Genomic DNA, 20,184 nt, shown 5'->3' on the forward strand with positions numbered 1-20,184 from the left:
TTTATTGTTTTTCAAGAAGACTTGTCATGCTTGGACGATATATACGCATATCTTTATTGTATATGATTCCAGGTAGTTTGAGAAGGCAGGGGGTAAAAATGGCGAAACAGACGTTTTTAAAGGGCACTCTTATCCTTATCGCAGCAGGAATGGTTACAAGAATGCTCGGGTTTGTCAACCGGGTGGTTATCGCCCGTTTTATCGGTGAAGAAGGAGTCGGGCTTTACATGATGGCGGCGCCTACCTTCTTCTTGGCCACTACATTAACTCAATTCGGTCTGCCGGTCGCGATCAGCAAGCTAGTCGCTGAAGCCAGTGCGCGCGGAGATCATCAAAAAACGAAAAATATTTTAGTCATGTCTCTGACCATCACGGGAGTGCTCAGCCTCATCTTTACACCGCTGTTTCTGTTTTTCGCCCCGGTTATGGCTGAAACGATGCTGACAGATAAGCGAACACTGTATCCGCTCTTGGCCATTACGCCGGTTGTGCCGATTATTGCTATATCGAGTGTGCTGAGGGGATACTTTCAAGGAAAACAGAATATGAACCCGCTTGCTATGTCACAAGTCCTTGAACAGGTCGTCCGCATTTCACTCGTGGCTGTCTGCACAACGATTTTTCTCCCTTACGGAATTGAATATGCTGCAGCGGGGGCAATGCTATCCTCAGTGGCAGGGGAGCTGGCATCACTTCTTTATTTATTCGTTTGCTTTAAGTATAAAAAGACAATTAAAATCAGAAAGCATTTTTTCCAGTCAATTAAAAACGGAAAACAAACCTTTACCCAATTAATGAGCGTGTCCCTTCCAACAACCGGGAGCCGCTTTATCGGAAACCTCTCTTGGTTTTTCGAGCCAATCGTCGTCGCTCAAAGCCTTGCCATCGCCGGTGTGGCAACAGTTGCCGCAACAAAGCAATACGGGGAACTGACCGGCTTTGCCATGACGCTGCTGACTCTGCCCAGCTTTATTACATATTCTTTGTCGACCGCGCTTGTTCCTGCGATCAGTGAAGGAATGGAGCAGAAAAAATTGCAGGTGGTGGAATACCGCTTGGAACAGGCGATGCGTCTCTGTCTGCTCAGCGGAGGCATTTCAGTTGTTATTTTATTTGTATTTGCGGATGAGCTGATGAGAGTGATGTACGGTTCTTCAGGCGCAGCTGTATTTATAAAAGTGATGGCCCCATTTTTTCTGCTTTATTATTTCCAAGGCCCGCTTCAAGCTGTGCTGCAGGCGCTTAATTTGGCAGGAGCTGCGATGATGAACAGCTTAATCGGAGCGCTTGTCAAAACAGGCCTTATTTTTGTCCTTGCCACAAGGCCTTCTCTCGGCATTATGGGCGCGGCATTAGCCATTGTGACAGGCATGGTGCTCGTCACGCTATTGCACGCAGCAACCGTAAGCAAAGTGCTGCCGATCAGCATCAAAATCAAGGAGTACGCGCTCAGCTTCGCTGTTATTGTAATTTGCGGATTCATCAGCTCCGCCATCAAACATTATATAAGCTTTGGAGCATCTGAGGCTGTCAATCTAGCCGGATGGATTGCGGCGAGCGCCGCCATTTATATGATCCTCCTGCTCGTTTTCCGTTTAATTAAAAAAGATGAGCTTCGCCGCATTCCCATTATCGGACGTCTGATCGTCCGATAATAGTCACGTGCGGTGCCCATCTTTTTCGTCAATAAATAATTCTCCGTCTGTAAACGAGCAAAATGAAATATCTGAAGGGTTTGTGTATCCGTGTTTTTGCAAACTTTCAAGCAGCCATTTTCTATCTTTACTGATTCTGGACAGGTTTTCTGTTTGAATGAAGCCGTCTATAATGAGCGGCATTTCGAGCTGCCGATGCTCTCCGCTGTTTTCTTTCTTAACAATAGTCAGTTTGCCCGACGGCTCTAAAATAGCAAATGATACGTCAGCTACTCTGTCGATGCTATTTTCTCTGAGCTGAACCATTAAATCATCAAAATTATATCGCTGTGATTTCATGGCTTCTTCGTCAATTTTTCCATATTTGATAATTATGGTCGGCTTACCGTCAAGAAGCTGGCGGACTTTTCGGTTTTTTAAAGAAAAGTATGCCAAAGTCACTTGAATGATCATTAATACAAGCATTGGCAAAATGGTATGAAATAGATGATCGTCTACGTTTTCTATGGCTAAAACGGCAATTTCAGCCATCATGATAAAGACAACGAGATCTAAAATACTAAGCTCTCCGATCTCCCGTTTGCCCATGAAACGAAAAATGACCAATATCACAAAATACAATACGACTGTGCGAAACGCAATAGTGAGAAGCTCTTCCATTATGCACCTCCAACTCATTATAGGTTGCAACAAAATGATCAATTTATGTAAGAAAAACCGATTGCATTTCACAAAGCTTTTACGTCTAATTCATGGGATAAGGGAATACATTTTTACAAAGACGAGCCATCAGCATGTCTGACGGTTTTGAACAAAAAGAACAGAAGCCTTTTAATACAGGCAGAGAGGAGACAATCATGGAGGAAACGAAACAAGTTGGAAAAGGCATTCTTTACGGCTTAATCGCCATATTTTCAGCCATGCTCCTGACAAGTTTGGCGGTTTCACTTTTATTGACCGCAACCTCGCTGGAAGAATCATCATTTAACTGGCTGATCACCGCTATCTCATTTCTCTCTTTATTTATCGGCGGGTTCATTTCAGGCGGGAAAGGCAAGGAAAGAGGCTGGATGATTGGCGCATTGACCGCCTTAAGTTTTTCTCTGATTATCTTATTGTTTCAGTATTTAGGATTCGGAAAGACATTTACAGCAGAACAGCTGATCTTCCATCTGGGATTTTTAGGGGTGTGCATGCTGGGCGGGATTTTCGGCGTGAACATGAGGGGAAACAGGTCTTCCACATAAAAAAGAGCGGGCTCACTTGCCCGCTCTTTTTTGTTTGCTATGTATAGCTCCTGCTGTTATTCAGCAGCAGAAACTTCTCTGATCGCGCGGCGGTCGAACGTAAGACGTGTGTTATCACCAGTCTTAATTACGACTTTGCTTTCGTCGATAGAGTCAACAGTACCGTGCAATCCCCCGATTGTCACTACTGAATCGCCTTTTTTCAGTTCCTCTTGCATTTGGCGTACAGCCTTTTGCTGCTTTTGCTGAGGACGAATCAGCAAGAAGTAAAGGACCGCAAACATTAAAATAATAGGAACCAATGTACCTAAAGTGCCAGTCATCATTTTCACCCCTTTCTATAAGCCTGTTATGTTTATTTAGAAGCTTTTCGCATTTGGCTTGTTATAGCCGTAACGCTCAAAGAACTCTTCTCTGAAATCACCCAGACGATCCTCGCGAATAGCCTGTCTTACCTGCTCCATTAAGTGTAACAGAAAATGAAGGTTATGGTAAGTTGTTAATCGAAGGCCGAATGTTTCATTGCAGCGAATCAAGTGCCTAATGTACGCGCGAGTGTAGTTTTTACATGTATAGCAATCACACTCTTCATCAATCGGACGGAAGTCTCTTTCAAATTTCGCATTTTTCATATTGAGTCGTCCTTCAGCAGTAAACACTGTGCCGTTTCTTGCAATCCGTGTAGGCAGCACACAGTCAAACATATCGACCCCGCGGATCGCTCCGTCGATCAGTGCGTCCGGAGAACCTACTCCCATCAGATATCTCGGTTTATCCTTCGGCAAGAGCGGTGTTGTGAATTCGAGTACACGGTTCATGACATCCTTCGGTTCACCTACAGACAATCCGCCTATAGCATATCCCGGAAAATCAAGCGAAATCAAGTCCTTCGCACTTTGTGTCCGCAGATCTTCATATTCTCCGCCTTGTACAATACCAAACAGCCCTTGTTCATCCTGACGATTGTGTGCATTCAGGCAGCGTTCCGCCCAACGGCTTGTCCGTTCAACTGACCTCTTCATGTAGTCGTACTCCGCCGGGTATGGCGGGCATTCGTCAAACGCCATCATAATATCAGAGCCGAGTGCGTTTTGGATCTCCATCGCTTTTTCCGGAGATAAAAACAGCTTGTCTCCATTTAGATGATTGCGGAAATGGACACCCTCTTCCTCTATATTACGAAACTTGCTTAAAGAAAAGACCTGAAAACCGCCTGAATCTGTTAAAATTGCGCGGTCCCAGTTCATAAATTTATGGAGCCCGCCCGCTTCTTTGACAATGTCTTGGCCCGGACGAAGCCATAGATGATAAGTGTTGCTCAAAATGATGCCTGCATCCATTGCTTTCAGCTCTTCAGGCGACATTGTTTTGACTGTCGCCAGTGTGCCGACCGGCATAAAAACCGGCGTTTCGAAGGAGCCGTGAGGCGTATGCACTTTGCCCAGCCGCGCTCCTGTTTGTTTGCATTCTTTTATAAATTCATAGCGTATTGGTTGTTCAGCCACTTTTGATGAGGCCTCCTGTTCTCAAATTATATAATCAGCATCGCGTCTCCGAAGCTGAAGAAACGGTATTCCTCTTCCACTGCATGGTTATAGGCACGCAGAATGTTTTCTCTTCCAGCAAGCGCGCTGACCAGCATAATCAATGACGATTTCGGCAAATGGAAGTTTGTAATCATTCCGTCAATGGCTTTAAATTCATAGCCCGGATAAATAAAAATAGATGTCCAGCCGCTTGATGCTTTAAATTGCCCGTCATGTTCCCCGGCAATCGTCTCAAGCGTGCGTGTCGAGGTCGTGCCGACAGAAATGATCCGACCGCCATTTTCTCTTACTTTGTTTAAGGCTGCAGCCGTTTCTTCTGACATTTGATAAAACTCTGCATGCATATTATGCTCTTCCACTTCATCGGCACTCACAGGGCGAAACGTTCCAAGGCCTACGTGCAGTGTGATGAACTCAATTTGCACGCCTTTGTCTTTCAGCTGCTGTAAGATTTCTTCCGTGAAGTGAAGGCCAGCTGTAGGCGCAGCAGCAGAGCCGATTTCTTTTGAATACACTGTCTGGTAGCGCTCTTTGTCATCAAGCTGTTCTTTGATATATGGAGGGAGCGGCATCTCTCCAAGGGATTCAAGCACCTCGTAGAAAATACCGTCATATTGAAATTCCATCTTTCTGCCGCCGTGCTCAAGCTCTTCCGTGCAGATTGCCTTCAATCTTCCGTCTCCAAATGTGACAACAGTTCCTTTTTTCACCCGTTTCGCCGGTTTGGCAAGTGTTTCCCATTTATCACCGGTTTCCTGTTTCAACAAAAGAAGTTCCACTTTCGCGCCGGTATCCTCTTTTGTGCCGAATAACCGCGCAGGCAGTACCCGGGTATTGTTCAGGACTAGACAATCGCCTTCGTTAAAGAAGCTGATAATGTGTTTAAACGAGCTGTCAGTAAGCTCTCCTGTATGTTTATCGAGCACCATCAGCCTTGAAGCATCACGCTGCTCCAACGGTACTTGTGCAATTAAACGTTCTGGTAGTTCAAAATCAAATAAATCGACTTTCATGATGATTTCACCTTTATTCTAGTCTTTTGTTATTTCATTCTGCCAAAAAGATTAAGCAAAATTGATAATACCACACTTATAATAATACAAGTGACAACCGGGAAGAAAAACGCAACATTTCCTTTTTTTACAAAAATATCTCCCGGCATCTTGCCGACAAAATGCAAAACTGCTCCGATAATAAGCAAAACAGCACCAAGAATCATAATGATCTTAGGAAATTCAGTCATATCGGGGAGCCTCCATTTGGAAATGATGATAAACGGCCGGTGTCACGATCCTTCCACGCGGCGTTCTTTGTATAAATCCAATTTGCAGCAGATATGGTTCATATACGTCTTCAATCGTATGCGATTCCTCGCCGATGGTAGCTGAAATCGTATCAAGGCCTACTGGGCCGCCGTTGAATTTTTCGATCATGCCCATCAGCAGCTTATGATCAATATGATCCAAACCGAGGCGGTCAACCTGAAGCCGCTCCAGCGCATTCTGAGAAATGTCTTCCGTAATCCTGCTGTCACCCAGCACTTGGGCAAAATCGCGCACCCTTCTCAGCAGGCGGTTCGCCACGCGGGGCGTCCCTCTCGATCTTCTTGCAATTTCAAGAGCCGACGGTTTATCAATCTCAACCTCGAATACATCAGCGGTTCTTGTGACAATATCCGCCAGTTCTTCTTGTGTATAGTACTCAAGGCGAGACATTACGCCGAATCTGTCTCTTAAAGGAGCCGTCAAAAGCCCCACTCTCGTCGTGGCTCCCACCAGCGTAAAAGGCGGAAGGTCGAGCCGAACCGAGCGGGCAGATGGGCCTTTGCCAATCACAATGTCCAGGCAAAAGTCTTCCATTGCAGGATAAAGCACCTCTTCGATCGATCTGTGCAGCCTATGTATTTCATCAATAAATAATACATCTCCCGGTTCCAGCGCCGTTAATATAGCAGCCAAATCACCAGGCCTTTCAATCGCAGGCCCTGAGGTCGTCCGCAATTCCACTCCCATTTCATTAGCAACAATCGAAGCAAGCGTTGTTTTTCCGAGTCCGGGCGGCCCGTACAGAAGAACATGATCCAGCGTCTCCTGTCTCATTTTCGCCGCATCTATAAACACGCGCAAATTTTCTTTTACCTTATGCTGCCCGATATACTGTGCCAGATTTTGCGGCCTCAGGCTTTGCTCTATCACTGATTCATGGTTGTCTGCTTCACTTGAGACGAGCCGTTCATCCATGAACATCACCTTACTTTAATAGTTTTTGTAATGCTTTTTTCACATATTGGTCTGTTGTCAGCCCAATTTCTTCTTTAAGGTGAGGAAGCACCTTTTTGATTTCTTTTTCAGCATATCCGAGAACCCTGAGGGCTTCAAGTGCTTCTTCAAGAGCCGTTTCCGCTGTTTGCTTTTCAAGCCTTTCTTCATGATTAAACAGATTTTCAATCATTTCAGGCACAACATCTGCCAGCTTTCCTTTTAAATCTAGAATAATCTGGCGTGCGGTTTTCTTTCCTACTCCAGGAAACTTGACCAAAAAAGCTTCATCCTCATTTTCAATTGCTTGGATGACCGCTCCGGGATCACCCGAGCCCAAGATGGCAAGTGCTCCTTTCGGGCCAATTCCGGTCACGTTTAACAGCTTTGTAAAGAGCGCCTTCTCCTCTCTTGTTGAAAAACCGTAAAGCGAAAAAGCATCCTCTCTGATATGATGGTATGTAAAAATCGTTTCCTGGCTTCTCTCCTTATATATAAACGGATTCGGCGTGAAAATCTGATAGCCGATGCCGCCGTTCTCTATGACAATATATTGGGGAGATACATAATCAATCGTCCCTTTAACAAATTCAATCACGCAAATTCACCTCTTTGACTGTTCTTCATTGTACCATAAAAACAGCCAAAGTCTTATAGAAAAGTTAACATATGTTCGCTTCTCTCTCATTCTTTCACGAAAAAAAAGACATGAATACATGTCTTCAATCAGCGGACGTTACCCGCTGTATGTCTTCATATGTTCGATGACATCCTCAAACTCCGCTTTTGTCCGAAATGGAATGCCTTTCAGCAGATTTTTTTGCATATGGCTTTCCAGCCTTTCTAAATCAATTTGAAAAAAAGACTGAATTGGTTCGGAAGCTGGCTCAGGCCGCCCATGAAAAGTGGAAATCACTCCATTATCCGATACACCGATATACCCGTTGACCTTGCTGAGCGGAGATATATCGTCCATTTGCTTCCGGAAGAGCACATATCCCTTTTTTTGTTCCACAAGCGTCCACCCGGCATAAGCTGCCCAAAAATCATCCATAGAAAACACTTTTTCATGCTTATGCTCAATGCTGACATCGCCGTCCAAATACACCTTTTCAAGCTGCACATGCACCTGCAGCGGCTCATAGTGCTCCACTTCCGCGCCAAGTGCGCGGGAAGGAGCTCCTATTAAAAATACTGCCGCTGAGCAAAGAATGCCCAGCAAAAGATACGCCGTGCTGAATCGTTTCACCCTCTACACCTCTTTGCACACGTTTATGATTAGTTTGACCAAAGAGGCTACTGCTTAACCGTTTTATCAAAATTTGTCTGCACATTTTCCCTGACAAACCGTTCCTCCGTATACACATCTGTGCTTTGCTCAGAAATTGTCAAGAATCGCGTCAGAAAGGCACTGAAAAAATACAATGCCGCAAAGATCCAAATCACGCCGCCTGCACCGAGCGGCCCAATGAAAAGACTCACGATGCCCGGCGCGATAAACGCACATAAACCAGATCCCAAATTCAACACTGACATGGCAGCACCTTTATTATCAGGTGCAAGCGTCGGCAAAAGCGCGCTTAATGGAACGTACCCTGCTAAAGCCGCGCCGTAGCAGCAGGCGATAATCATGAGCACCCAATACTGATGCCCGATCAGCTGAGGCGTGTAATACAGCGCCAGCGTAAAAATACCGCATCCGACACCGCCAAACCACATGACCGTATTGCGCCAGCCAAGTTTATCTCCGACTGCACCGAAAATGATATTAAACACAATATTCACAAAAAACAGCGTCCCCCATATTTGCAGCCATTCCGAAACCGAATACCCGTATCGTGCTAAATAAGTAGGAAGAAAGATGGCAAATCCAAATTGTCCTATCGCATTAATCGTCTTGACCACTCCGCCGATGCCTACCTTAGGGTTTTCAAACATAATTGTAAATGCCTTCGACAATTCTTTCCATTTCGGCTGATCTTGTTTTTGTATCGGAGTGAATTTATCTTTGTTAAAAAATAAGGCAAGAATTCCGCCTGCCGCCACAAACAGTAAAGCGCTCCAAAGCGTATTGATTTCTCCAAAGGCCGGAACTGCATAGCTGGAATAGAACGGGCCGAGCACGTTAAGGCCGCACGTAAACATAAACCAAAACCATCCGACGGCTTTTCCGAGAATATTTTGAGAGGTGCTGTATGACACCCATACGAGAAAAGAGTATGCAAACAGCGGATATCCCAAGCCTCTAAGAGCATAGCTGCCCAAGAGAGCCGGATAATACATATGAGGAATCGCCCAGCCGATAAAAGCGGCCGAACCGAGGATAAATGCAAGCAATCCGACGGTCATCGTTTTTCTCGGCCCCCAAGTTTGGACAAACGTTCCTGAAAGCCAAGCTGAGATGGTGACAGCAATGCCGTACATGGTAAATAACGATGCGGATTGCTGCATACTGAGACCATGATCAACGAGAAAAGGAGACAGCCAGCCTTGTTCGAGGCCGTCTCCAACCATAAAGATGACAACGCCAATATAACCCCAAACCATGTGAGAAGGAATTCCGATTTTGTTCAAAACATTTCCTTTAGCATGTACTGTATTCATTTTCTCCACCGCCTACTTAAAGTATCAATGGAGTATATACCCAAGCTTGCTGAATTGTAATCCTGTTAGATTAAAAAGCGATTTTTTCAGTGTGCTCAATGCTGACAGGCATGCCAAAAGCAAGCGATTGCTGTGCTGCTCTGGCGATCCTTCCGGCCTGTAAACCGTCATTGCCGGTGCAGGGAGTCTCCTGGTTTGTGCCGATCGCTTCTGCAAAACGGAGAATCTCCTCCTCATATGAATCCTTATAGCGTTCAAGGAAAAAGAAATGCGGTTTATCCTTCATCACAAAATCAGCTGTTGACACCTCAACCGTTGTCGGCCTGCTATTGTCAGCCGCTGCAGAGCCTTTCGTCCCGAAAACCTCAACCCGCTGGTCATATCCGTACACAGCTTGGCGGCTGTTATCAATCACAGCCATGGCACCGTTTTCAAAAGTCAGTGTAATAACAGCTGTATCAATATCACCCAGCTCCGCAAAAGAAGGATTCACCAAAGCTGCCCCTTTGGCATACACTTCCGTCACTTCGCTTTTCATAATATATCTGGCCATATCAAAATCATGGATCGACATATCCATAAACAATCCGCCTGACGTACGGACATAATCTATATTCGGGGGTTCTGGGTCCCGGGACGTGATTTTTAATAAATGAGGTGTACCGATTTCACCATTTTCAACAATTGTTTTGATTTTCTTAAAATGAGGATCAAAGCGGCGGTTAAATCCGACTTGAAGTGTTACACCGTGTTTCCGGACAGCCGCAAGCGCTTCACTCGTTTCGTCCAGAGAGAAACTAACGGGCTTCTCACAAAATATATGCTTTTTCGCCTCGGCTGCTTCTTTGATCATCTGTGCATGTACGGCTGTAGGAGAGCAAATAAAAATAGCATCAATATCAGGATCATGTAATAAATCACGATAATCAGAGGTTATGTATTCAATCTGATGACTGTCGGCCCAGCTTTTTATACGGCTTGCCTGAATGTCAGAGACTGCTTTTATTTTCATGTGAGGAATCCGGCTTATATTTTGAACATGAAGTTTGCCGATGCGGCCTGCACCGATAATCCCTGTCACAATCTGTTTTGTCATGGCTTCTTCCCCCTTGATCATTCACGAAAGCGCTTTATTTAAAATTAATACTATCCCATTTGTAAGCGCTTTTCAAGAATGGAAATTAAACGTTCTATGTCTCTTTTATCACAATTCATGCTTATAAGTAGCCTTCTTCTTCAAGACCAGATACACTAGAATTAGGCTCTTTTTCCTGAACAGTTTATGATTTTCCTATAAACAGCTGCATAAAATAGAGCAAAGAAGGTGAATGAAATGCTGACAAAAGCAGAGGCACTGGCCCATACCGTCATATACCGCAAGAACAGCAGATTTGATAAAGTCAAAGAGAAATCCGAGGAATTAACACTAATCGGCAAGGGAAGAAGCGCCTATGTGTTTACCTTAACAGAAGGCGGTCGAAAAATGGCGCTGAAAGTATTTTTTCCGGAATATCAAGCGACAGCAGTCAAAGAAGCAGCGATCTATGAAAAATTAGCCGGGTCCGCATTCTATCCTGACATTTACGAAACTGGTGATTCATTTATTCTCATGGAATATATTAAAGGTGAAACCTTTTATAACTGTCTGAAGAAAGGCATTGCAATCAGTGATGAAATGATTCAGCAGGTTGAAGAAGCGCTTTCTGACGCCCGGGCAGCCGGACTGAACCCGTCAGATATTCATTTGCGGAATCTGATATTGACAGAAACCGGGGCGGTGCGGGTGATTGATGTTGCGAGATTTGAGCAGACAAAAACATGCACGCAGTGGGACGACTTAAAATCCGCATATCATGCACTCTACAAAAAACCGATATTCCCCAAAAAGATTCCGGGTTTTTGGCTGGAGATCATCGCATTTTTATATAAGAAAGATTGGTTTCAAAAGCATTTCGCACAGCGGAAAAGAAAATATTCTTAAATCAAAAAGGCAGCCGCACAAGCGGCTGCCTTTGTCATGTATTTTTTACTTTCTGACGGCAGAAATCAGTTTCATTTGTTCAGGCGACAGCTTAATTCGATAGCCTCTCACAGTTAAGTAGACCGCTTCTGGGTCCTTCTCGCCGGAATGACAATACGTTTTTTCCATTTCTGTCTCCCCTCACCCTTTATTGGCTTTATTTCATCTTATCATTGCTTTATTAAGGTAATTTTAAAGAAATGTAAAGATCATATGAATCCGATATATAGTAAAATGAGAGAAAAAAAGGGAGAGAGTCACATTAAGACACGCAGCAACATCCCGCTTATTATGTTTGCCCTGCTGGTCTTCTTCGGCGGCGCCATCTATTGGATGTTATTTTCACTAAAAAACGTTCCGAAAGGCAATCTCGTCCAATCGGTTGAATCGCCGGACGGCAGCTATACGTTAAACACTTATGTATCCGAAAACACCCTGAGCTTAGATGCAGCCAGAGGTGAACTTGTAAATGAAAAAACACTTGTCAAGAGAACAATCTACTGGAATTACCCGGACAGCCGCCCAGCAGTGACGTGGGTCAATCACAATACAGTGAAAATCGGCAATCAGACTTTACATCTTGATACTGATGAAACATATGATTGGCGAAAAGATGATCATTGGATCCGTGAAGAACCGCCGCAGGCGTCAGTGAGGTGATGAAACATGAATAAGATGAACGGAACAAATGATGACAAGCATTTCAATCATTTTGTGATTGCTTTATCCTTTATATACGGTTTGACTGAACTAGGCTATTTGTTGCTGAAGGATTTTATAACAATTGCCATAAGTTTGCCTCTGTAGAAAAACGCAGCGTAGTCGATACGCCGCGTTTTTTCTTTTTCCCTTCCTCTTCTTATTGATAATTACAGGTCATATAATGTGACAAATCGATTGTAGAAATAGTTCGATTAGACCAAAATCCTTTTTATACATGTATTCGAATTTGAAGTGAGGGGGAAGCTTGATGGCAGATTTTGTTGCTAGTTTGAATGCGGTCTTATGGAGTACGCCCGTCATTTATATTTTATTGGGAATTGGATTCGCCTTTTCAATTATGACCCGTTTTTTACAAGTCCGACATTTAAAAGAAATGATTGTTCAGATGTTCAAAGGCAAGAGCTCTGAAGCCGGCGTTTCATCTTTCCAAGCGTTATCGATTGCGCTGTCCGGCCGTGTGGGCACTGGAAACATCGCGGGAGTGGCGACAGCAATTGCATTCGGCGGACCCGGTGCAGTGTTCTGGATGTGGGCAATTGCCTTTATCGGGGCGGCGAGTGCCTTTGTAGAATCAACGCTTGCTCAAATTTACAAAGTAAAACAAGACGGTCAATATCGGGGCGGCCCTGCTTATTATATAGAAAAAGGCTTAGGCATTAAGTGGTTTGCCGTCTTATTTGCCGCTGCTGCCCTTATTGCAATGGCCTTTCTAATGCCGGGCGTACAGTCCAACTCCATTGCGGCTGGGATCCAAAATGCATTCGGCATCTCTCCTTTCGTCACAGGGTGTGGTCTGGTTTTATTATTAGGGTTCATTATTTTTGGCGGCGTCAAACGAATTGCCAATGCGGCGCAAATGATTGTTCCATTTATGGCCATTGGATATATCCTGCTGTCTTTGATTATTATTGTCATGAATGTGTCTGAATTGCCTGCTGTGATCTCATTAATATTCAAAAGCGCCTTTGCATTGGATTCCGCTTTTGGCGGCTTGATCGGCATGGCGATTTCCTGGGGCGTTAAACGTGGCATTTATTCAAACGAAGCCGGCCAGGGAACAGGCCCGCATCCGGCAGCTGCTGCAGAGGTTTCTCATCCGGTCAAGCAGGGACTGGTTCAGGCATTTTCTGTTTATATTGACACCTTGTTTGTATGTTCCGCTACAGCTTTCATGATCTTGTTTACCGGCATGTACAATACCCAGGCTGCAGATGGTTCCTTTATCGTTCACCAGCTTAAAGGCGTAGAAGCAGGACCTGGTTTCACACAAGCGGCAATTGACAGTGTTCTTCCCGGATTCGGTGCAGGCTTTGTTGCCATCGCTTTATTCTTCTTCGCTTTTACAACAATTATGGCGTACTACTACATCGCAGAAACAAATATCGCCTATTTAGCACGAGGCAGAGAAAGCAAATGGGCGATGCTTGGCTTAAAACTGATTATTTTAGCCGCCACGTTCTATGGTACTGTGAAAACAGCTTCACTTGCTTGGGCATTAGGGGATGCAGGGCTTGGCATTATGGTATGGCTGAACGTCATTGCCATTGTGCTGCTTGCCAAGCCGGCGCTCCTTGCTTTAAAGGATTATGAGCGCCAAAAGAAGCAGGGCTTAGACCCGATCTTTGATCCAAAAGCGCTGGGTATCAAAAACGCTGATTTCTGGGAGAAAGAATACACTCATGAAAGTGAACGTGTCTCCTGAACATACTAAAACCGGCCCGATATGACCTCGTGCCGGTTTTTTATGAACGATAGTTTGTATACACTTCTTGAACATCATCGTCATCTTCAAGGACGTCTATTAATGTTTCCAGCTTCTCAACAGCCTGATCATCGGCTTCTGCATAGGTATTGGGAAGCATGGTCACCTCCGCCGAAGAAATTAGATATTTCGATTCGAGGGCTGTTTTCACCTCTTCAAAATGCTCAGGCTCTGTGAAAACCTCATATAGGTCTTCTTCAATTCGCAGCTCTTCTCCTCCTGCTTCAAGCACATCAAGCATGAGCTCATCTTCTTCTATTTGCCGTTCAGTACGGTCTATCGTAATGAACCCCTTTCGTTCAAATAAAAAGGCTACACATCCGCTTTCTCCCAGACTTCCGCCATTTTTATTAAAGGCTGTCCGCACATTTGACGCCGTTCGGTTTTTATTATCTGTTACGCATTCAACCATGACGGCAATCCCTGAAGGGCCGTAGCCTTCATAGGTGATTTCTTCATAGCTGCTTCCGTCTTGGCCTCCCGCAGCTTTTTTAATGGCCCGATCTATATTTTCATTCGGCATATTGGCGCCTTTTGCTTTTTCGATGACAAGACGCAATGCTGAATTTGCTTCTGGATCCGCTCCGCCTTCTTTCGCTGCCACATAGATTTCTTTTGCCAGCTTCATAAATATTTTCCCGCGCTTTGCATCCTGTGCATTTTTTCTTTTTTGAATGTTTTTCCACTTGGAATGGCCTGCCATGTTTTCACCTTCTTTTACATTTTCTATGTACACTTTAATGGGAAATGTTCGCTGATGCAAAGAAAAAGGCTGCCGAATATCACTTCCGGCAGCCCTTCCTTCCTAGCGGTTGTTCATTTTATGAAGTTTTCTGAAGAGCCCTTTATCTGTTGATACCTGGACGTCACGGCCATTTGCATAGTTGCGCGCTGCTTTTACGACATTATCTCTGTCAGACTTTGTGAACTCTCTGTGGCTTTTGACTGCGATAACTACTCGGTCATCCGATACCATAACTTGTGTGTCATTGACGTTTTTCACTTGTTTCACACGGTTGGCAATTTTTGCAGCCAGTCTTCTGTTTTCTTGGTTGTCATACCCGTTGTTCGCTGCATTCCGATTCATGTTTCGGTTATTCGTGTTGTTATATGTTCCGTCAGTTGCCAAAGGAACACGATCGTCAGCAGTAACACGGTCACGGTTATTTACATTCGTGGTGTTTCGGTTACCGTCGTTCTGATCCTCCATTAATTCAGAAACAGGACCATCGTGGTCGATTCCGTCTCCCTGTCTATCGGCGTCATTTTCATTTGTATAATATCCGATTGGACGGGTATTGCCGTTATTGCGCGTATCATTCATAGCATTATCGTTTGCTCCGCATGCTGTTAAGCCGGCTGTCATTAGAATCAGGCTAGCGATCGTCATTTTTTTACCCAATGGAAAAACCCCCCGTGGACGAATTGAGCATGTTTGCTCGCTTTTATCATGTGCGTATGGGGGGCATGTTAAGCGTGTCAGTTCTCTCCATTTGGCAGTGATCAGCTTGAAAATAAAAAAAGGAACGATTTACATCGTTCCGAACGATCACTCATTTTCTTCTTCCGGCCGGCCAAACATTTGGTTTACAGAAGGCTGGTTCGTCATTGGCATAGAAACTCCTGCCGAATATGGGTTTGGATTTGGGTTAGCTGTGCCATATGGCATATTAGGGCTTCCATAAGCCCCCATTCCCGAATGGCCAGGCGCAGAGAAATATGGCTGATGATCACCGTCACAGCCGCAGTCGTCATGATCTTTGTATGGCATGTAACCATGAGCCGCAGCAGGCTGGTATGCTCCCATTACTTGGGGAGTGCCGTAATAAGGGCCATACGGCATATGTCCATACGGAGATCCATAAGCCGGAGATGCGTATTGCGGCGCACCGTATGAACCGTAATGTCCGTGATGGGTGTTTTCATGATGCTGGTTTTCATAACCCGGGTCATACTGAGGCGATACAAAGCCTGGCTGGTATCCATGCATCGGATGCATTGGATAAGCTTGTGCCGGATAGTACGGATAGCATAATCCTGATCCTGGAAGAATTGGCGAAACAGGCACCGGACACGGTACGAAATGAGCCGGATAATGATAATAAGGCTGAACAGCCGGCATCGGCATATTCGGAACTGTGTGATGAACGTTTTCCTCTTCTACACCGCCTACCTCTGGCGCCTTTGGCATATTAGGCATATTCGGATAATTTGCATTTTCCATATTACTCATAGCCTCCTGTTGTGGAAATTGGTCTTGCATATGATACATATGATCCATATTTCCGTCATGATGTTTTTTCGGCTCCTCCGGTTTAGGAGGCGACCAAGGCTGGAAAAGCTGTTTCATATCATAATAATCGTTCACATCAGCTTCAGGGTACACATTTTCCTGCAAATTAGGCATCGGCGGGACATACGGCATGGACTTCTTTTCTTTCGGCTTTGTGTCTTCTACATCGACAACGGATTTAGGCTTCTCTTTCGCATATGGATGTTCTTGCTTCACACTCCCGGCCGCAGGACTTTTGCCCGCTTTTGGCTCTTTTCTGACCGGGACTCCTTCTGACGGCACTTTTATTTTCATTCCAGGCATGATTAAGTCTGGATTGCTAAGCTGTGTATTGAGTTTTTTCACTTCCTCAACATCGACTCCGTACTTTTCAGCTATTTTCCAGAGCGAATCGCCTTTTTGAACGATATGGATTTTCAACGTTTTCCCCTCCTATGCAAAACGTGAACAGTTCAGCTGTGATTACAATATGTTTCTTCACAACATATGCCTGAACAAAAGAAGTTATGAGTAAAGGAAGGGAAAATATTTCTGATCTACGTGATCGAAAGCATTCGATTCAGAGCAAGGAGTGCATCTTCCTGAATGGCTTTTGGCACCTTGATGACGCCTGAAGGTTCTCCTTTTTCAATTTGTTCCAGCGACCACAACAAATGCGGCAAATCAATTCGGTTCATTGTCAGGCAAGGGCACATGTCAGGGTTGAGTGATTCGATTTGTTTATCTGGATGCTCGTGAATGATCCGCTGAACAAGATTCATTTCTGTCCCGATTGCCCACTTGCTTCCCGTCGGAGCCTGATTGATTGTGTCGATAATATATTTCGTTGATCCATTATCATCGCTTAGTGTCACGACTTCGTGTGAGCATTCCGGGTGCACAATGATCTGAATGTCGGGGTCTCGCTCTCTCATATCATGGATATTTTTAGTGGTGAATTTCTCGTGAACAGAGCAATGCCCTTTCCACAAAATCACTTTCACATTCGTATGCCCGGATTCAGCTACTAATTCATCTTTCATCGGGTCCCACACAGCCATATCTTCAAGCGCAATGCCCAGATCATAAGCCGTATTTCTCCCTAAATGCTGATCAGGCAAAAATAAAATTCTTTTTTTCTGTGTAAACGCCCATTCAAGCACTTTTTTCGCATTCGAAGAAGTCACAGTTGCTCCGCCATGCTTTCCGACGAATGCCTTGATCTCCGCAGTGGAGTTCACATAAGTTAAAGGTATGATCGTATCTCCAAATATATGCTGAAGCTTCTTCCATGCCCTATTGGTCTGCTGCATGTCAGCCATGTCAGCCATAGAACATCCAGCTCTCATATCTGGCAGGACGACCGTTTGCTGCTCGCTTGTCAGCATATCGGCGGTTTCTGCCATAAAGTGAACGCCGCAAAATACGATATAATCCGCTTCTTTGTTTTTTTCCGCTACTTGGGCCAATTGCAGGGAGTCGCCTGTTTGGTCAGCAAATTGTATCACTTCATCCTTTTGATAATGATGGCCTGGTATAAAGAGCTTGCTGCCGAACTTTTTCTTAATGGCGGCAACGCGCGTTTCCATATCCTTTCTCGATAGTTCTTTATAACTTTCGGGCATCATATCATTCGATTGTTTGATCACATCAAGAATTGACATAACGGCATTCCTCCACAGATTCATTTGATAACGTAACATCCATGCTGATATCTAAACTTTTGACGGAATGAGTCAAAAATCCTAATGAAATATAATTCACACCCGTCCCTTTAAAAGCAGGCAAAGATTCTAACGTAATCCCGCCGGAGGCTTCAGTTTTTATATGATCCGGTGTGAGCTTTGCAAAATGACGGACCGTATCAGGCGGACAGTTGTCAAACATAATAACATCCGCTCCAGCTGCAATTGCTTCCCGCAGCTGTTCCTCCGTTTCAATTTCCACCTCGATATTTACCATGTGCCCCGCGGCCTGACGGGCTTTTTTGCACGCCTCTAAAATAGAGCCGCATGCTGCGATATGATTATCTTTAATCATGATGCCGTCATACAAACCGAATCGATGATTATACCCGCCGCCGGCTCTGACAGCATATTTCTCCAGCATTCTGAGCCCCGGTGTTGTTTTTCTCGTGTCACAAATTTTAATCTGTTCATCATCCAGACACCGAACAGCCTCTCTTGTCATTGTCGCAATTCCTGACAGCCTCTGAATAAGATTTAATACGACCCGCTCTCCTGAAAGGAGCGCAGGTGCGGGACCGTGTAACTCGGCAATCACTTCACCTTTATGCAACATGTCCCCATCTTTTTTGTTTAAAATGATTTGAACATTTTCGTCCAATAACGAAAAGCCTTCTTTTATGATCGCTGCTCCTGCAAAAATACCCTCTGACTTTGCAACAATCTCCGCTTCACAGCTCTGTTCTCCAAAAATAGACTGTGATGTAAGATCCCCTGTCCCAATATCCTCAAGAAAAAAGTGATTCAGTAATTTTTTCAGCTGTAAATGATTCATTGTTCCAAATCCCCTCGTTTTTTCTGATCTTCGTTCCTTTTTTTGTATGGACAATTTGTCTTCCTTGCCAGCTCACCTCAGCATGAGGAAAATCGGTTCGGAAGTGAGCCCCTCTGCTTTCCTCCCGCAAAAGCGCAGAAAACGTCATCAGCTTTGCAGTTTGCCATAGATGAGAAAGCTCCATCTGCCGAATTGTGATATCCTTCACATTTACTTCCTGAAAAGGCAGCGTATGAAGCCAGATGCTAAGCTCAATCAAACTGCTTTGTTCCCGCAGAATAGACATGTGGCTTGTCATTTTGCTTTGCAGTTCATACACCTCTATATCCGGCACCTCGTAGACGACACTGGTTTCTAGCCCTGATTGATATTGCCTGTTATAAACCGATTTTTGGATAATATGCTCTGCTGCCCTTTTTCCAAATACCAGCGCTTCCAATAAAGAATTGCTTGCAAGCCGGTTTGCTCCATGTAAACCGGAGCATGCTGTCTCGCCAATCGCATAAAGCCCCGGCACTGTCGTTTCTCCCCAGCGATTAACTGAAACACCTCCCATTAAGAAATGCATTCCCGGAGCAACAGGAATTTTTCCGCTGTGGATATCAACCCCTGCTTTTTCACAAATAGCGGTGATGGTAGGGAAACGCGTTTCAAAATCAGAAATCGCACTGAAGTCTATATAAACGCGATTTCCTTTTGCCATTTCTTCGTGAATAACCCGTGAGACAATATCTCTTGGAGCCAGGTCACCTAAAGGATGCCGTTCAGCCATAATCCTGCGGCCGTTTTCGTCTACTAAACATCCGCCTTCCCCTCTGACAGCTTCTGAAACAAGTCCGTAGGAAACACCATTTTTCACAAGCAGTGTCGGGTGAAACTGAGTAAACTCCAAATCCGTTAATTCCGCCCCGGCCCGGTAAGCCAGAGAAAGACCGTCACCTGTGACAGTGAGATCATTCGTATGGTGAAGAAACAGGTTTCCACAGCCGCCGGCAGCCAGCACAACTTCGTCTGCGTGCCTTACCTTGAGCCGCCCTTTGCTGTCTTTTGTCATGACGCCGATACATCGTCCGTCCTCTATAAGCAAATCTGCTGCCGTTTCATTCTCGATTAACTTGATTTTGCTGTTGATCCGTTTGAGCAAATAATCGATAAGCAGCCTGCCTGTTGCGTCTCCGCCTGCATGAAATATGCGGTTGTATGAGTGGGCCCCTTCTCTTCCAAGACAAACACCGCCTCGTTCATTGCGGTCGAATGGAAATCCAAGCTCCAATAGGCTTTGAACCATCATTTTTCCATCATGTAATACGTCTGCTGCAATAGCTAGATTATTATGGCCGCACCCTGCGTATAACGTATCCTCCAGATGGGCTTCAATCGAGTCATCTTTTGCATAGGCCGCAGCAATCCCGCCTTGTGCATAGACAGAATTGCTGTTTTTGACGCTTTTTTTTGTGATAACAGTCACTTCGTATGAGGGCGGGAAAGCTGCAGCTAAGGAAAGTGCCGCCGCCCCTGAACCGATGACTGCAATCGTCTTTTTAGACATATGCCATCCTCCTGTTGTTTACACCTG

The 20,184-nt window shown here is 44.8% G+C and carries 23 protein-coding genes; 6 read left to right on the forward strand and 17 right to left on the reverse strand.

The window, feature by feature from the left end:
* Nucleotides 1-98: 98 nt before the first annotated feature.
* Nucleotides 99-1,655 (forward strand): stage V sporulation protein B, encoded by a 1,557-nt coding sequence (gene spoVB / locus MHB62_RS13860; protein WP_032722257.1) that lies wholly within the window; start codon nucleotides 99-101, stop codon nucleotides 1,653-1,655.
* A gap of 3 nt (nucleotides 1,656-1,658) precedes the next feature.
* On the opposite strand, the gene MHB62_RS13865 is transcribed toward spoVB, so the two are convergent.
* Nucleotides 1,659-2,315, reverse strand: coding sequence for a DUF421 domain-containing protein (locus tag MHB62_RS13865; RefSeq protein WP_032722258.1), 657 nt, complete (start codon nucleotides 2,313-2,315; stop codon nucleotides 1,659-1,661).
* A 197-nt stretch (nucleotides 2,316-2,512) separates the two neighbouring features.
* Here MHB62_RS13865 and MHB62_RS13870 point away from each other — a divergent pair, with 197 nt between their 5' ends.
* Nucleotides 2,513-2,902, forward strand: coding sequence for a TIGR04086 family membrane protein (locus tag MHB62_RS13870; protein WP_004398667.1), 390 nt, complete (start codon nucleotides 2,513-2,515; stop codon nucleotides 2,900-2,902).
* Nucleotides 2,903-2,958: 56 nt separating this feature from the next.
* On the opposite strand, the gene yajC is transcribed toward MHB62_RS13870, so the two are convergent.
* From yajC to iolG, 9 genes are all read right to left on the reverse strand, one after another.
* The gene (yajC, locus tag MHB62_RS13875) at nucleotides 2,959-3,225 is read right to left on the reverse strand and encodes a preprotein translocase subunit YajC (protein WP_004398708.1); all 267 of its coding nucleotides are present in this window, start codon (nucleotides 3,223-3,225) and stop codon (nucleotides 2,959-2,961) included.
* Nucleotides 3,226-3,261: 36 nt separating this feature from the next.
* A complete protein-coding gene (tgt, locus tag MHB62_RS13880; protein ID WP_003229725.1) occupies nucleotides 3,262-4,407 on the reverse strand; it encodes a tRNA guanosine(34) transglycosylase Tgt in 1,146 nt (381 codons plus the stop codon).
* 26 nt (nucleotides 4,408-4,433) lie between these two features.
* Complete coding sequence (gene queA, locus MHB62_RS13885) at nucleotides 4,434-5,462, reverse strand: tRNA preQ1(34) S-adenosylmethionine ribosyltransferase-isomerase QueA (protein WP_003229723.1); 1,029 nt, start codon at nucleotides 5,460-5,462, stop codon at nucleotides 4,434-4,436.
* Nucleotides 5,463-5,491: 29 nt separating this feature from the next.
* A complete protein-coding gene (locus MHB62_RS13890; protein WP_015714444.1) occupies nucleotides 5,492-5,692 on the reverse strand; it encodes a DUF2905 domain-containing protein in 201 nt (66 codons plus the stop codon).
* Entirely contained in the window at nucleotides 5,685-6,689 is a 1,005-nt protein-coding gene (gene ruvB / locus MHB62_RS13895) for a Holliday junction branch migration DNA helicase RuvB (protein WP_003229718.1), read from the reverse strand. Before ruvB ends, MHB62_RS13890 begins: the two co-directional genes overlap by 8 nt.
* 10 nt (nucleotides 6,690-6,699) lie before the next feature.
* Nucleotides 6,700-7,305, reverse strand: a complete 606-nt coding sequence (ruvA, locus tag MHB62_RS13900; RefSeq protein ID WP_003229717.1) for a Holliday junction branch migration protein RuvA — start codon at nucleotides 7,303-7,305, stop codon at nucleotides 6,700-6,702.
* A gap of 138 nt (nucleotides 7,306-7,443) precedes the next feature.
* Nucleotides 7,444-7,956 carry a sporulation cell-cell signaling protein BofC gene (gene bofC / locus MHB62_RS13905; protein WP_003229715.1) on the reverse strand — a complete coding sequence of 171 codons (513 nt, stop codon included), beginning with the start codon at nucleotides 7,954-7,956 and terminating at the stop codon, nucleotides 7,444-7,446.
* 47 nt (nucleotides 7,957-8,003) lie between these two features.
* Complete coding sequence (locus tag MHB62_RS13910) at nucleotides 8,004-9,311, reverse strand: MFS transporter (protein ID WP_003246197.1); 1,308 nt, start codon at nucleotides 9,309-9,311, stop codon at nucleotides 8,004-8,006.
* Between the two features lie 70 nt (nucleotides 9,312-9,381).
* A complete protein-coding gene (iolG, locus tag MHB62_RS13915; RefSeq protein WP_015714446.1) occupies nucleotides 9,382-10,407 on the reverse strand; it encodes an inositol 2-dehydrogenase in 1,026 nt (341 codons plus the stop codon).
* 237 nt (nucleotides 10,408-10,644) lie between these two features.
* On the opposite strand from iolG, the gene MHB62_RS13920 reads away from it, so the two are divergent.
* Nucleotides 10,645-11,292, forward strand: a complete 648-nt coding sequence (locus tag MHB62_RS13920) for a phosphotransferase (RefSeq protein WP_404978338.1) — start codon at nucleotides 10,645-10,647, stop codon at nucleotides 11,290-11,292.
* A gap of 45 nt (nucleotides 11,293-11,337) precedes the next feature.
* Here the strand turns inward: MHB62_RS13920 and MHB62_RS13925 are convergent, their stop codons facing one another.
* Nucleotides 11,338-11,460, reverse strand: a complete 123-nt coding sequence (locus tag MHB62_RS13925; protein ID WP_003229707.1) for a hypothetical protein — start codon at nucleotides 11,458-11,460, stop codon at nucleotides 11,338-11,340.
* 162 nt (nucleotides 11,461-11,622) lie between these two features.
* On the opposite strand from MHB62_RS13925, the gene MHB62_RS13930 reads away from it, so the two are divergent.
* The 3 genes from MHB62_RS13930 (at nucleotide 11,623) to MHB62_RS13940 (ending at nucleotide 13,756) form a co-directional block, all read left to right on the forward strand.
* A complete protein-coding gene (locus MHB62_RS13930) occupies nucleotides 11,623-11,991 on the forward strand; it encodes a DUF5412 family protein (RefSeq protein ID WP_021480229.1) in 369 nt (122 codons plus the stop codon).
* Between the two features lie 6 nt (nucleotides 11,992-11,997).
* Nucleotides 11,998-12,138, forward strand: a complete 141-nt coding sequence (locus tag MHB62_RS13935) for a hypothetical protein (protein ID WP_029727127.1) — start codon at nucleotides 11,998-12,000, stop codon at nucleotides 12,136-12,138.
* Nucleotides 12,139-12,301: 163 nt separating this feature from the next.
* Nucleotides 12,302-13,756, forward strand: coding sequence for a sodium:alanine symporter family protein (locus tag MHB62_RS13940; protein ID WP_004398698.1), 1,455 nt, complete (start codon nucleotides 12,302-12,304; stop codon nucleotides 13,754-13,756).
* Nucleotides 13,757-13,796: 40 nt separating this feature from the next.
* Here the strand turns inward: MHB62_RS13940 and MHB62_RS13945 are convergent, their stop codons facing one another.
* The 6 genes from MHB62_RS13945 to nadB form a co-directional block, all read right to left on the reverse strand.
* Nucleotides 13,797-14,519 carry a YebC/PmpR family DNA-binding transcriptional regulator gene (locus MHB62_RS13945; RefSeq protein ID WP_004398802.1) on the reverse strand — a complete coding sequence of 241 codons (723 nt, stop codon included), beginning with the start codon at nucleotides 14,517-14,519 and terminating at the stop codon, nucleotides 13,797-13,799.
* 102 nt (nucleotides 14,520-14,621) lie between these two features.
* Nucleotides 14,622-15,218, reverse strand: coding sequence for a spore germination protein SgpA (gene sgpA / locus MHB62_RS13950; protein ID WP_003245996.1), 597 nt, complete (start codon nucleotides 15,216-15,218; stop codon nucleotides 14,622-14,624).
* Between the two features lie 147 nt (nucleotides 15,219-15,365).
* Nucleotides 15,366-16,529, reverse strand: a complete 1,164-nt coding sequence (gene safA / locus MHB62_RS13955) for a spore coat assembly protein SafA (RefSeq protein WP_032722261.1) — start codon at nucleotides 16,527-16,529, stop codon at nucleotides 15,366-15,368.
* 116 nt (nucleotides 16,530-16,645) lie between these two features.
* Nucleotides 16,646-17,752, reverse strand: coding sequence for a quinolinate synthase NadA (gene nadA / locus MHB62_RS13960; RefSeq protein ID WP_032722262.1), 1,107 nt, complete (start codon nucleotides 17,750-17,752; stop codon nucleotides 16,646-16,648).
* Nucleotides 17,739-18,608 carry a carboxylating nicotinate-nucleotide diphosphorylase gene (gene nadC / locus MHB62_RS13965; RefSeq protein ID WP_038429401.1) on the reverse strand — a complete coding sequence of 290 codons (870 nt, stop codon included), beginning with the start codon at nucleotides 18,606-18,608 and terminating at the stop codon, nucleotides 17,739-17,741. Before nadC ends, nadA begins: the two co-directional genes overlap by 14 nt.
* On the reverse strand, nucleotides 18,562-20,157 hold the full coding sequence (gene nadB / locus MHB62_RS13970; RefSeq protein ID WP_032722264.1) for an L-aspartate oxidase: 1,596 nt from the start codon (nucleotides 20,155-20,157) through the stop codon (nucleotides 18,562-18,564). The genes nadC and nadB overlap by 47 nt, the downstream gene beginning before the upstream one ends.
* Between the last annotated feature and the right edge of the window lie 27 nt (nucleotides 20,158-20,184).

It is taken from the genome of Bacillus sp. FSL K6-0255 (assembly GCF_045040725.1).
Lineage (GTDB): Bacteria > Bacillota > Bacilli > Bacillales > Bacillaceae > Bacillus > Bacillus subtilis.

Bases quoted from the DNA above. Each gene is read 5' to 3' on its own strand.
- spoVB (WP_032722257.1), top strand. From the start codon at position 99: ATGGCGAAACAGACGTTTTTAAAGGGCACTCTTATCCTTATCGCAGCA.
- MHB62_RS13865 (WP_032722258.1), bottom strand. From the start codon at position 2,315: ATGGAAGAGCTTCTCACTATTGCGTTTCGCACAGTCGTATTGTATTTT.
- MHB62_RS13870 (WP_004398667.1), top strand. From the start codon at position 2,513: ATGGAGGAAACGAAACAAGTTGGAAAAGGCATTCTTTACGGCTTAATC.
- yajC (WP_004398708.1), bottom strand. From the start codon at position 3,225: ATGACTGGCACTTTAGGTACATTGGTTCCTATTATTTTAATGTTTGCG.
- queA (WP_003229723.1), bottom strand. From the start codon at position 5,462: ATGAAAGTCGATTTATTTGATTTTGAACTACCAGAACGTTTAATTGCA.
- MHB62_RS13890 (WP_015714444.1), bottom strand. From the start codon at position 5,692: ATGACTGAATTTCCTAAGATCATTATGATTCTTGGTGCTGTTTTGCTT.
- ruvB (WP_003229718.1), bottom strand. From the start codon at position 6,689: ATGGATGAACGGCTCGTCTCAAGTGAAGCAGACAACCATGAATCAGTG.
- MHB62_RS13910 (WP_003246197.1), bottom strand. From the start codon at position 9,311: ATGAATACAGTACATGCTAAAGGAAATGTTTTGAACAAAATCGGAATT.
- iolG (WP_015714446.1), bottom strand. From the start codon at position 10,407: ATGACAAAACAGATTGTGACAGGGATTATCGGTGCAGGCCGCATCGGC.
- MHB62_RS13920 (WP_404978338.1), top strand. From the start codon at position 10,645: ATGCTGACAAAAGCAGAGGCACTGGCCCATACCGTCATATACCGCAAG.
- MHB62_RS13925 (WP_003229707.1), bottom strand. From the start codon at position 11,460: ATGGAAAAAACGTATTGTCATTCCGGCGAGAAGGACCCAGAAGCGGTC.
- MHB62_RS13930 (WP_021480229.1), top strand. From the start codon at position 11,623: ATGTTTGCCCTGCTGGTCTTCTTCGGCGGCGCCATCTATTGGATGTTA.
- MHB62_RS13935 (WP_029727127.1), top strand. From the start codon at position 11,998: ATGAATAAGATGAACGGAACAAATGATGACAAGCATTTCAATCATTTT.
- MHB62_RS13940 (WP_004398698.1), top strand. From the start codon at position 12,302: ATGGCAGATTTTGTTGCTAGTTTGAATGCGGTCTTATGGAGTACGCCC.
- MHB62_RS13945 (WP_004398802.1), bottom strand. From the start codon at position 14,519: ATGGCAGGCCATTCCAAGTGGAAAAACATTCAAAAAAGAAAAAATGCA.
- nadA (WP_032722262.1), bottom strand. From the start codon at position 17,752: ATGTCAATTCTTGATGTGATCAAACAATCGAATGATATGATGCCCGAA.
- nadC (WP_038429401.1), bottom strand. From the start codon at position 18,608: ATGAATCATTTACAGCTGAAAAAATTACTGAATCACTTTTTTCTTGAG.
- nadB (WP_032722264.1), bottom strand. From the start codon at position 20,157: ATGTCTAAAAAGACGATTGCAGTCATCGGTTCAGGGGCGGCGGCACTT.